General features: G+C 41.5%; 13 protein-coding genes. 2 read left to right on the forward strand and 11 right to left on the reverse strand.

Annotated elements, in window-relative coordinates:
• The first annotated feature begins 131 nt into the window (after positions 1–131).
• Positions 132–653: a TetR/AcrR family transcriptional regulator gene (locus CHJ_RS18805; protein ID WP_317918612.1), complete on the forward strand. Its 522-nt coding sequence runs from the start codon at positions 132–134 to the stop codon at positions 651–653.
• On the forward strand, positions 650–1,699 hold the full coding sequence (locus CHJ_RS18810) for an alcohol dehydrogenase family protein (protein ID WP_317918613.1): 1,050 nt from the start codon (positions 650–652) through the stop codon (positions 1,697–1,699). The genes CHJ_RS18805 and CHJ_RS18810 overlap by 4 nt, the downstream gene beginning before the upstream one ends.
• Before the next feature lie 69 nt (positions 1,700–1,768).
• Here CHJ_RS18810 and CHJ_RS18815 read toward each other — a convergent pair whose 3' ends face one another.
• From CHJ_RS18815 to CHJ_RS18865, 11 genes are all read right to left on the reverse strand, one after another.
• A complete protein-coding gene (locus tag CHJ_RS18815; protein ID WP_317918271.1) occupies positions 1,769–3,100 on the reverse strand; it encodes an IS4 family transposase in 1,332 nt (443 codons plus the stop codon).
• 134 nt (positions 3,101–3,234) lie between these two features.
• Entirely contained in the window at positions 3,235–4,449 is a 1,215-nt protein-coding gene (gene sstT, locus CHJ_RS18820) for a serine/threonine transporter SstT (protein ID WP_171751142.1), read from the reverse strand.
• 242 nt (positions 4,450–4,691) lie between these two features.
• The gene (rsgA, locus tag CHJ_RS18825; protein WP_317918614.1) at positions 4,692–5,738 is read right to left on the reverse strand and encodes a ribosome small subunit-dependent GTPase A; all 1,047 of its coding nucleotides are present in this window, start codon (positions 5,736–5,738) and stop codon (positions 4,692–4,694) included.
• A gap of 352 nt (positions 5,739–6,090) precedes the next feature.
• Positions 6,091–6,981 (reverse strand): dihydrodipicolinate synthase, encoded by an 891-nt coding sequence (locus CHJ_RS18830; protein WP_317918615.1) that lies wholly within the window; start codon positions 6,979–6,981, stop codon positions 6,091–6,093.
• The gene (locus CHJ_RS18835) at positions 6,981–7,322 is read right to left on the reverse strand and encodes a PTS lactose/cellobiose transporter subunit IIA (protein ID WP_317918616.1); all 342 of its coding nucleotides are present in this window, start codon (positions 7,320–7,322) and stop codon (positions 6,981–6,983) included. Before CHJ_RS18835 ends, CHJ_RS18830 begins: the two co-directional genes overlap by 1 nt.
• 8 nt (positions 7,323–7,330) lie before the next feature.
• Complete coding sequence (locus tag CHJ_RS18840; protein ID WP_317918617.1) at positions 7,331–8,662, reverse strand: PTS sugar transporter subunit IIC; 1,332 nt, start codon at positions 8,660–8,662, stop codon at positions 7,331–7,333.
• Positions 8,659–8,988: a PTS sugar transporter subunit IIB gene (locus CHJ_RS18845; RefSeq protein ID WP_317918618.1), complete on the reverse strand. Its 330-nt coding sequence runs from the start codon at positions 8,986–8,988 to the stop codon at positions 8,659–8,661. Before CHJ_RS18845 ends, CHJ_RS18840 begins: the two co-directional genes overlap by 4 nt.
• Before the next feature lie 392 nt (positions 8,989–9,380).
• Positions 9,381–9,827: a copper chaperone PCu(A)C gene (locus CHJ_RS18850; RefSeq protein WP_317918619.1), complete on the reverse strand. Its 447-nt coding sequence runs from the start codon at positions 9,825–9,827 to the stop codon at positions 9,381–9,383.
• Positions 9,828–9,909: 82 nt separating this feature from the next.
• The gene (locus CHJ_RS18855; RefSeq protein ID WP_171751139.1) at positions 9,910–10,518 is read right to left on the reverse strand and encodes an SCO family protein; all 609 of its coding nucleotides are present in this window, start codon (positions 10,516–10,518) and stop codon (positions 9,910–9,912) included.
• Positions 10,515–10,940 (reverse strand): hypothetical protein, encoded by a 426-nt coding sequence (locus CHJ_RS18860; RefSeq protein ID WP_317918620.1) that lies wholly within the window; start codon positions 10,938–10,940, stop codon positions 10,515–10,517. Before CHJ_RS18860 ends, CHJ_RS18855 begins: the two co-directional genes overlap by 4 nt.
• A 187-nt stretch (positions 10,941–11,127) precedes the next feature.
• A complete protein-coding gene (locus CHJ_RS18865; RefSeq protein WP_317918621.1) occupies positions 11,128–12,051 on the reverse strand; it encodes a DUF368 domain-containing protein in 924 nt (307 codons plus the stop codon).
• Positions 12,052–12,244: the final 193 nt, after the last annotated feature.

Raw genomic sequence — 12,244 nt, forward strand, 5'->3', positions numbered from 1 at the left:
TTGAATTCATCTGCATTTTCCTCTGATGGCATAAACCTCGATAAAAGAAAGATCTAATAACAAGCTTTGACAAAGGTAGAGTGTTCGTTCTACCCTGTTAGTAGAATACTTATTCTACTATTGGATACATTATGCTTAAAGAGAAGCTTGCTGCTCGACTTGAAGACGCGTTCAGTGAATATGGCTTTGCTGAACCGAGCGTCGCGCAGTTAAAAACCGCCTGCGATGTTAGCTTACGTACTTTATATAAATATTACCCTTCCAAAGAAGCAATGATCGTTGCAGCTTTAGAGTACCGTCACCAACGCTACTTGGCTTTTTTAACGGAAGTGACTCCTCAGACTGGTATTGAATCTGTTTTATATATGTTTGAACGACTTGAGCTTTGGATGGAGCGATATGCGCCTCATGGTTGTATGTCGTTGAATGCGATCGCTGCCTTTCCTGATAATCAGGTGATCAATCTTGCCGTCAAGCAGCACAAAGAGGCGGTGCGTCAATTGTTTGCTAAGCAGAGTGGGACAGAAAGGTGTTCTACCGAGCTGTTTCTGCTGCATGAAGGGGTGTCGAACGCATGGCCAGTCATTGGCAAAGAGGCGTTAACTTCCGCTCAGAACATTATTGTTGAACTATTATCAGAGAAATCACTATGACAACCACGACTCAAACTATGCAAGGTGTGCAGCTTATTGGCCATGGTGGCTTTGAAATGTTGCAATACAAAACAGATATACCAGTCCCGACTCCTAAAAATAATGAAGTATTGATTCGTGTATCTGCGGCCGCTGTCAATAATACCGATATCAATACCAGAATAGCGTGGTACTCAAAGAATCAGGGTAGCGATGCTGACGCGGGTTGGTCTGGAACCGCTATTGAGCTGCCGAGAATTCAGGGAGCAGATGTGTGCGGGACTATTGTTGCGGTGGGCAATAATGTAGATAAAGGGAGAATAGGTGAGCGGGTATTGGTGGAGCCATGTTTAACCGAACTTAATGGTCAACCTTTGGACTACCCTTGTTACTTTGGATCGGAATGTGATGGTGGTTTTGCCCAATATACCGTTGTTTCATCCAAACATGCCTATTTTGTAAATAGCCCTCTCACAGATGTTGAGTTGGCGTCATTTCCCTGCTCTTATACGACAGCCGAAAATATGTTGCAGCGCGCTAATGTGACTGCCCAGGATAGGGTTCTTATCTCCGGTGCATCTGGTGGTGTGGGCTCGGCAGCGATTCAGCTCGCGAAAGCCCGTGGTGCTTATGTCATTGCCATTACCAGTCCGAGTAAAAATGAGCAACTAAGGGAACTTGGCGCTGACCAAGTTATTGACAGAGAAGCTGAAATAACTGAACAGCTTGCAGAGAACAGCGTTACCGTAGTGATCGACTTGGTTGCTGGAGACAAATGGCCACAATTTTTGACCGTACTCCGCCCTAGCGGTCGATATGCCGTTGCCGGAGCCATTGGAGGGGCATTAGTCGAGTTGGATGTTAGAACTCTTTACTTAAAGGATTTAAGTTTCTTTGGCTGTACCGTTCTCGATGAACAGGTATTTGGTAATGTCATCCGCCATATTGAAAACGGAAGTATTGTGCCTCTCATTGCGGATACCTACCCGCTTAAATCCATACAGTCAGCTCAAGAGGCTTTTCTGAGAAAACAGCATATTGGCAAGATAGTGTTAACAGTTGAGTAGCGATTGCTTACCTTTCACGGCAAGTTATTTACCGGCAATAAAAAAGGGCTCTAATGAGCCTAATGCCAGTCAGTTAAGCTGATTGGCATTTTTCTTATTAACTGGATACTTCCTCGGTTTCGACTTTACCCGCCTTGGGTAAGACCTATCTTCTCGCCTGGGGGGAAGCTTAAAATAACCCATCTGTTCTAATAATAGTTCATAGTGTTTAGGGATATTTCCCGGGCTCGTTAGGGGAAGTGTGGCAAAAAACTGAGTAATAGCCATCGAGCAACTGGTAAAGCTGAGTTGATTTGGCCATACACTATCAAGCTTTTTCGCTGCTGCGGTCATTCCTAGACGTATCAAGTTGTAACAAAGCAGTACCCCCCATAGTTCCTGCTCTATCATGTCTGGTCTCTTACTTCTCAGCGTATATTCACTGTTTAACAGTGACTGCTTCATTTCCCGATAACCTAGCTCAATCTCCCAGCGATAACGGTAAAGTTCAACTATCTCATCTCCGGGAAAGCGCATTTCATCTATCATAGAAGTGAGTATTCGATATTCTTTTCCGTTAATGATTTTACTTACAAGGCGTGCATCAACATACTCCGGTAACTCATTGAACTTTTTACGAGATTGCGGAGTTGTTTTAAGGCGAACACGGCAGTCATTCTTCCCTGCTCGATGCACGATTTCATAATTTAAATCTTTTCGTGCCGGAATGAGCCAGTGCCGTTCCACTCCGCTTTGATGCCAGCGATTGAGTAGTCCTAATGAGTAGTAACCTTTATCAAATATGGTTAATGAATGCTCTGGCGTAGCTTCAATAAGTTGCTCTGCCAGTACCATTTCATTGGTACGATAACCTGAGAACGCACTGTTGATAAGCTGATGACTGGTGAGTTCCATATGACAGACCATACGGATTTGAGGATAAGTATTCTCGCGATGTTGATTACTTTGAGTTTCGAACACCTTATGATTTTCTGCTGTATCAGCAGTTCGCCATACAACACCGTCAACAGCGAGAAGATTGAGCCCAGCCCACGTTTCGAATGAGTTCGTCTCGTATCCATGCTGAGAAACAGCTTTAAAAACTTCTTTTACAGCGTCAGAGCCTAAGCGCTGTCTTGCCTGAACTAAAGCGCTAGGAGCGACAAGTGGTTTTTTATCTGGCAACATAATATCCATCTGAGTAGCAATATCCCAGACCGATTTCTGTCGGTACAGAGCCATTCCAATAATTGACCACAGAACTGTTTCCAGTGGTAAGCGTCGCTTTCTAATAGTAGCTACTCCAGCCTTCTCAAAACCTTGTTGAATAAGCTCTGGAGATAATAACTCAGCATATTTTTCAAATGTACTGAAGGTATTACAAGACTTAAAAGCTGTTGCTAGTTCGCTCTCAAAACGCATAAAAAAATCCGATATCAATTAACCGATATCGGATTCTTACACACTGACAGGATCGTTCAATTGATCTTGTAATTAATGCCTTAACTGATCGGCATTACTCTAATGAGCCCCTTTTTTATTGCTGTGCAACGTTATTAGCTGCTTTGCTCTGACTTACATACCGCAGCAGTAAATACTACGTCTGTTGAGCTGTTTAGCGCTGTTTCTGCTGAATCTTGGATAACACCAATAATAAAGCCAACACCAACGACTTGCATCGCGACATCGTTAGAGATACCGAATAGGCTACACGCTAGTGGGATAAGCAGTAAAGAACCACCTGCCACACCAGATGCACCACAAGCTGATACTGCTGCAACGATACTTAGTAGTAGTGCTGTCGGTAGGTCAACATCAATACCCATAGTGTGTACAGCTGCCAGTGTAAGTACAGTAATTGTGATTGCTGCACCTGCCATGTTGATCGTCGCACCTAGAGGAATAGATACAGAGTAAGTATCTTCGTCTAGTTTCAGTTTCTCACATAGGGTCATGTTTACTGGAATATTCGCCGCACTTGAACGTGTAAAGAATGCAGTAACACCACTTTCACGTAGACATTGAAGAACCAATGGATATGGGTTTTGCTTAGTTTTCACATAAACAATGATTGGGTTAACAACCAAGGCAATAATTAGCATGGCACTTAGCAGTACTGCTAGAAGCTGTGCATAGCCTGCTAACGCAGCAAAACCCGTTGTTGCAAATGTTGATGCAACTAGGCCAAAAATACCAAATGGTGCTAAACGAATGATAAAGCGAACAATTTGAGATACACCGTGGCTAAGATCTTCAAATACAGCTTTGGTTGTTGCAGATGCGTGATGAAGTGCAAGACCAAGACCGATAGCCCAAACCAAAATACCGATGTAATTCGCTTCTTTTAGCGCATTAATTGGGTTATCCACTAGTTTGAATAGAAGTGTATGTAAAACTTCACCAATACCTTGTGGAGGCGTTGTACCTTCTGCGCCCGCTACCAGAGTTAGAGTCGTTGGGAAAGCAAAGCTAAGAAGTACCGCGGTAAGTGCAGCAGTAAATGTACCGATTAAATACAGAGTAATAATAGGACGCATATGAGTGTGCTGTCCTTTCTTTTGGTTAGCGATAGAGGCTGCAACTAGAATGAATACTAAAATTGGAGCAACAGCTTTTAACGCACCAACAAATAGACTACCGATTAAGCCAGCGTCTTTTGCAGTTTCGGGTGAAATCGTCGCGAGTACTACACCGAGTACAATACCGACCAATATTTGTAAAACAAGGTTGCCATTGGCAAATCTTGCTATAAGAGTGTTGTTGTTTTGCATGGGATTACTACCTAATAATATAATTTTATTTTTTTGTTTTCAGCTGCGTTGTTTGATGTAACAAACAGTCTGAGATGCATATATTAAGCAAAGTAGCGAATGTGTCTATAGATAAGTCTATTTTTAATCAATAAATAGAAGCCTGTAGCGAAAACTAGAGATAAATATTGTTTTTTTGTTACAGGATGGTAATAAATCTGTTGTGCAGGGGCATTCATATGCCCCTGCAAACGTTTACGATGTTAATGATGTCCTTTTTTTCTGAACTGGTTTTCGTTCTGTATCGAACGGTACATTTTTCCTAGCTGTTTACTACTGGCTCTCTGCTCTGCAATCGTGGCGCTGTTTCTTTTCTGCTCACGAAGAAGCTTTAAATAGTTATTTAAGCGTCGAGCATCAAGAGTGCCTTTTTCTAGTGCTAATTGAACGGCACAACCCGGTTCTGTTTGATGTTGGCAATCAGAAAATCGGCACTGTTCAATGATCGCTTCAATATCGGAGAAGGTTTCACTGACGCCAGATTCACAATCGGTTAACTGTAACTCTCGCATTCCTGGTGTATCTAGCAGTAAACCACCGTCTGGCATAATGTGAAGAGTTCTTGAGGTCGTGGTATGTCGGCCTTTACTGTCATCTTCTCTTATACCGCCTGTTAATTGCGTTTCTGTTCTCATCAGGGTATTGACGAGTGTGGACTTTCCAACTCCGGATGAGCCCATAAAGGCCACGGTTTTTCCTTGTTTACACCAATCGGTCAGCGGCTGAATGCTGTCACAATCAAGTGCGTTAACACTTTCAATGATTAGCATTGGGTCAAGAGATTGTACTTCTGCTTTTAGCTCGTCGCTGTGTGAACAGAGATCTGCTTTAGTTAATACAATAACAGGCTGTACTTGTGCTTCATTAGCAATAGCAAGATAGCGCTCGATTCGGCTTAAATTAAAGTCGTCGTTCAATGAACAGACGATAAAGACCGTATCGATATTGGCAGCAATAAGTTGCTGATAAGCTTTGCTACCGGATGCTTTTCTCTGAAACAGTGAGCTTCTTTCTAGCAGTCGCTGAAAGGTGTTGTCTTCATTTAGAATCAACCAATCGCCAACGGTCATTGGTGGAAAGTCGTGATGATGCTCTAATGTGACTGTTCCCGACTCCGTTAATAGCTGATAACCGGAACGGTGGTGAGCAGATACACGAGCAATAATGCTTGATTGATAGTCTTCTAATGTAAGTTGTTGTTGAAAGTATGCTTGCCAACCTAGTTGTGACAAAGATAAATGGTTTTTCATTTTTTAAACCCGAGCGAAAATCGCTGAAATTTTACGATTCAGGGGCTAATTTGTTGCGGCATATTAGAACCCCGGTAATAGATGGATCACCGGGTAACAGGAAAGATTATACGAGCAGTGTGGTTTCTACGCTCTTACCGTTACCGGGTGGGTCATTAATACAATCATCTTATCCTCCAATAATAATTCTTAAGTACATTTCTCTGTGTCGCAGTGTATCACCAATGCCAAAAAAATCACAAGAAAGATGATAATGCAGACCGTTTCAATGGTTTTCATGTCATTGGTTAAATCATCATGTAAGGGAAAATTGACGTGCTTCGGAGGATATTATTTTTTTAGAGGGTATTTATTAACGACGATTTGCCATTCGCTTAAATTGATGTCGACGACCCCGAATGGTTATACCCATTCGAATAATATTTTCCGGTGGCGCCAACCCTCCGTATCCTCCATCGCCAATATGGACAATATCCGCACCAGCTGCTTTCGAAGCCATTGAGACCTGCTCAATGAACTGTTCACTCGCACCTTCCTGAGATGTACCGATAGCGAGAAGACCCAGCATATTGTTAGCATGCACTACTTCCATCATGGTGTGCGCCATATCTGGTGTAACACCAGGAGTGGTGTATGGCGCGGGAAACATAACTACATCTGCTCCAGCTTCAGCAAAGTTTTTAACAATGTCGAGGTTGTAATCATTACCTAGGCCACCACCGTGCATTTTTCCTGCAATGATCAGAATTTCTTCTGAAATCTGACGAACCAATTTGATGGCGTCTAAAATGGTCTCTTGGGATACAAGCATGCCGGGATTGCCTGTTAGCATGATGTAGTTGAACCCAAGATTCATGGCTTGTTCTACGGTTTCTCGTGTGACTGAACGACCCGGTTGGATATCAGCGAAATCGGAGGGAACAGGTTCGAGATTACAGCCAATTAAACGGCCGCTAAGAGTTTTTAATTCTGCAACAGTAAAATGGTCTTTTACATTGTGATTTAATGCTCCATTTACACTGGCTTTTGGGTTAAAAACATCGAGGCAGTTTAAGGTAATAAAGTCAGCACCTAAGCTAGCGGCAATTTCAGCACCTGATACCAAATCAAATGGAGGCTCTGCAGAAACGACGTTTTCAACCATCATGGCGCGTCCTTCAGAAGCTCTAATGCAATTTACCAACTCATTTCTGGTCATGGTTTCAATATCAGCTTTGGTTAAGTCAAAAATACGTTTGTTCATTACGACTCCTCCCTGATTTGTTTGTGTAGTTCTATGATTTCAACGGCAAGATCGCGGCATAACATGGTCGTCATTATGTGGTCTTGTATATGGGTCAGAATTAGCGTCATTTGAACTTTCCCTTCACCTTCATCAAAGCCAATTAAGCTAGTTTGAGTTTTATGAACATTAGAGAGGCTCATATCTCCTTGGGCTAATAGCTGTTGGCTTTCAGTAAGCCGGCCTTTACGTGCTTCAAGCATGGCTTGCATAAAGAAAGCTTTTCCCTGTCCAACTTCGCAAAGTAATGTCATGAGAAACTCTTCCGTAATATCACTCTGCTTTGTAATAAAATGTTCCATATTTGATCCTATATATTTGGCTGAGGAGTTGGCTGGGCATTGGGAGCATTTTTGTTACGGTGCTCTTCTTCAAGAAGTTGTTTTTCGTGAGCCTTAAAGAAGGGGTAGAATATAGCCATACTTACCACTACACAGAGCATAACTACTAAGGCCGCTAATGATGAATTGGTTGCTATTACTGCGCCGATTGGAGCTGGCATTGTCCATGGTGGAAGCGCGACAACTTTGGAGATTAATTCAGTTTTAAATGCTAGCCAGACAATACAGGTATTAACCATCGGTGATAGCATCCAGGGTATAAAGTAATTTACGTTCATAACAATCGGTGTGCCAAAAATAACCGGTTCATTGATATTGAATGTTCCTGGAATAATGGACATACGCCCGATCGTTTTTAGATGGGTTGCTTTGGATCGCATCATTAGAACGACAAATCCCCATGTGCCTCCTGCACCACCAACAAAAATGAAAAAGTCGAGTACTGGATTAACGAAAATCTTGGGCAGTTCTTCTCCTGCGGCTAATGCATCCTGATTCATTCCTAGATTCACCATTAAAATAGGGTACAGAATACCAACAACCACAACCTGTGAACCGTGGATACCTGCAAACCACAAAAGTTGAATCATGATGACGGCAAGTAAACAGGCAAAAAATGAATCGGACGCGGCAACGATGGGTTTGAACAACTCCATTACAGCAGTAGGAATATTTAGTTCGTTATAGCCGAGTGTGACGTTCAAAGAGACAACAATAATAGTAAGCAGAATAATTGGAATGAGCAGATCAAAAGACGCAGAAATTTTAGGCGGTACGGCTTCAGGTAGCTTCAATCTAACGTTGTGCTTCACCAAAAAACGTTGAAATTCAGGGACGAACAGGCCACATATAATAGCGGTGAAGGCTCCAGAACCTCCCATATGTGCAATTGGCATAATGCCGCCATGATCGGGAATGAATTGCACAGGAGCTACCGCTAATAAAAATGTAAACATCGATAGCATTCCGGAATTAAGAGGCCTTATTTTGTAATGCTCAGCAAGGTTAAAACCGATTCCGAAAGCGGCATAAAGTGCAAAGATACCCATGCTTACTTGAAATGCTGCGAGGATGTTACTTTGACCGATTGCATTTACAATATATTGCCAGCCTTCAAGGAAAGCATTGCTGGTACCTGGAGGGAAGGCGAACACAAGTAATAATGAGCCCACAATTAAGAATGGCATGGTCGTTACGAAGCCATCTTTAACTGCATTTACGTGTGGCTGAGTGGACACTTTATAGGCCACTGGAGTTATGGCTTTTTCTACCGAGTCTGTAATCTTGTTCATGATACTCATAGATTCGACCCTTTTGTTTCAAGTGATTGGTAAAGTTCGACTGCTTGCTCAAGAATGACATCTCCTTTCATCATTCCGTAATCAAGCATATCTATAAGTCCACATGCTTTACCTTCTTCAGTGGCTCGTTGTTTGAACTGTTTAAATTGGTATTTCACTTGGGGAGCGATAAGACATACATCATTCTGCTGTAGACGTTTTTCAAATTCGCTAACCGAGTAAGCATTAATTTCGCAAGAGAGTTCTTTTTGTTGTGCTGCTACCCTCATTTTATTTACTAACATGCTGGTAGACATTCCAGCAGAGCAACATAAAAAAATTTTCATTGTGACTTCCTGTTCCAGATTAAAACTTCTGATTGATCATATTTCTTCAAAATATTGAAGAATACATTTGTTGTCACAAAATTGGATTTAATGGTTAAGAGGAGAGCAACGACTAATAAGATTTTCTATCTTAATATTATGAAAAATAACAATTATTTCATTTATTCTTGAACTGGATAAATATTCAAAATCTTGAAGTATGCCGAATGGTTGAACAATGCATTTATAAAGTTGTTACAAAAGATGAATATAGAATCATGTTAGTTAAATACCTCAATTATGAGTGTAATAAATCCATGACAATATGAATTTCCTATTAGAAAGCCGAGTATTTTATACTCGGCTTTCTGTTTTAAGTATTAGAGATGCTATTTCTGGTGTGTTAAATAGCATTAATGCTTCATTTTCATGCCAGCCATTACTTTCTTGATTGGGGCAGTAAAGGTTTGTTGGTCACCGTTAGCAAAGTTGATAGTTACCTCAATACTTTTACCTTCGATAAAATCTTGTTGCAAGTCGAACAACATAATGTGAAGTCCGCCGGGCTTAAGCTCAACAGTACCGCTGGCTGGGATGCTAATTTGATCAACCTGTCGCATTTTCATCACGTCGCCTTCTTTAACGTGAGTATGCAGCTCCACTTTACCTGATGCAGGGGAAGAAGCTGAGACGATAGAGCGAGGGGTTTCTTCTTTGTTCATTAGAGTCACGAACACGGCGCTGGTTGGTGCGTTTGGTGGGGTAGCCCGCGCATAAGCGTTGTGGATCATTACATCGCTATTTGCAGAAGCAAAAGTACTGGTTAGGGCTAATGTGGCTAAAAGTAGTATACGTTTCATATCTCTTCCTTTTGATTGATGGCTTAACGCCACTCTTTAATTTATCTGTATTTGGTTGTTTTATAATGGGGTTATGTGTCACTTAGTTAGCAAGAACAGAATTTATTGCTTGCACTATTGGCTCAGGATCGAGTGTGTGCGGCACTTTAGTAATTAAGCTTCCGTCTGGCTGTAAGAAGTAGAAGTAAGAACTATGATCAACAACGTAGTCGATGGCGGACTCTTTTAGCTCTGTTTTTCTAAAAATAACACCGTAGCGATCAGCAACAGGTTGTGTTGTTGTTAATGGCGCTGATAAGCCAGATATCGTTGGGTGAAAATACTGAGCATATTGGTGAGCCGCGACAGGATCATCTCTTTCAGGATCGATAGAGATAAATAACGGGCGAAGTTTAGCTAGTTGCTTATCGTCAAACTCTCTTAGTGCTGCAGACAACATGGCCAATGATGTTGGGCAAACATCAGGGCAGCGTGTATAGCCGAAATAGACGATTCTAATTCGATCATCTGTTGGTTCAAAAATCCGTACCGGCCTATTATCTTTACCAATAAAAATGGGATCATTGGCTATCTGTTGTGAAGCGGCAATTTGTTGTGCTTTCTCTTCATCTGCCTGTGAATCCATATAGACATTGATGCCGTAACCAAGCCCAAATGCGACAATAAGGGCGATTAACCAGTTCTTTGTCATCTTTCCATCCTAATTGCTGGGTGTACTGTTGTTGTTCCATCGGTTAAGCGGCCTAACCATGTCATACTATCTTGCGTACAAACAGGCAGCATTATAGCGGCTGAATATGTGCCATTGGGTTGCTTGTTTAGTAAAAACTTACTAATGCCCATATCCATTTCTAACCCTTCAACTTCAAGTAACAAGGTATCTTTACTGGCATTAGGCCAATCTACGGTTAGCTGGCTTTCTACCAAAGGTTTCGCGGTATCATGTTCAAGTGTCATGGTTACATGCTGCTGTTTACATGCTGTGGTTGATAAAAAGCAGTAGTCTTTTACATTAATCGCGCTGTCTGAAGTGGAGCTAGATTTCAGCATATCTTGTACAAAAAAACCGAGTAAAACGGCGCAGCAGAGCGCGAGTATTTTTAATAGTTTCATAGTGAGCAAGAGGTTATCAATAAGTTAACAGATTAACATGATTAAGAAGTGAGGATGTGATTTGGATCTACGACTGTAAAATTTTACAATTAAAAAATAGTAATAAGAGCGAGACTTATTTAAGAGCGGTTACTGCACTATTGTGTGACGGCTCTATTCGTAACAAGAGCCATCACAGGATATGTTCTTAGTGACTATTACCTTTGTCGGCAAATTTCTCCAATAACAACACAATGCCAACACCAATGATCATCAACCCAATGGCGAGTAAAAGCTGACTTGGTTGAGAGGTTATGGACTCAAACTCAAAGGGTGAGAGGTTTTGTTGTATTAAAGGTACTTGTTCACCGCTAGAGTTTGTACGCCAACTGATGGTCTCTTTCCAAGGCCATATTTTGGGTAATGTGCCAATCATTAGTCCTGTCAGAAACATCAATGTTGAGTCTCTATGACGTTTTAGTAACCACGAAAGTAAGTGAGAGAAAGTAAGCAGCCCAGTAACGCAGCCAGTAACAAACAGTAACAATACCTCTATTTGTAGCGACTTTGCTGCGGCAAGTATCGGTGTGTACATTCCAAGCAGTAATAGAATAAAGCTGCCAGATATGCCGGGTAGAATCATGGCACAGATAGCGACTGCCCCAGCGACAACAATGTTGATACTGGTAGGGTCCATCTGCAGAGGTTTAAGCACCGTGATGGAGTAGGCGAATGCAATCCCTACTATAACGAAGACGCCCCTAACTAAATCTTTTCTATCAACTTGCTTAATGATATGCCAAACAGAGACAACAATTAACCCGAAGAAAAATGACCATAATGGAATAGGGTAAGTAACCAACAGCCAAGAAATCAGCTTCGCTAAGGTTAAAATACTGGTGATGATGCCGCCAAATAAGCAGATCAAAAAGCGTCCATTTATATGGTCAAAAGCGTGTTTTACACCCTCATTTTTAATAATACCGATTAATGAAGGGTTTACTCTGCGAATGCTCTCTAACAAGGTATCGTAAATACCAGTAATAAACGCAATGGTTCCGCCTGATACACCAGGGACAACATCTGCCGCACCCATTGCCATACCTTTGAAAAAAGTGACCAAATATTTCATCTGTTTCTATTCAACTAACTAGGATGATCGAATTATACAAAATCTGAGTTTAATATATATAGCTGCCGTGAGTTATTCGTTATTGTAGGGTTTAGGTTATTCATTCTATTTTTGTGCAAGTAATGTCATAGCAAATTGCACTTGATTTGCATTTTGCAATTGCATTATGCGATAAGGTGAGCGAAATATTCAT

Origin of the sequence: Vibrio sp. MACH09 (assembly GCF_033238805.1) — a bacterium.
In the GTDB taxonomy this organism is placed as follows: Bacteria; Pseudomonadota; Gammaproteobacteria; order Enterobacterales; family Vibrionaceae; genus Vibrio.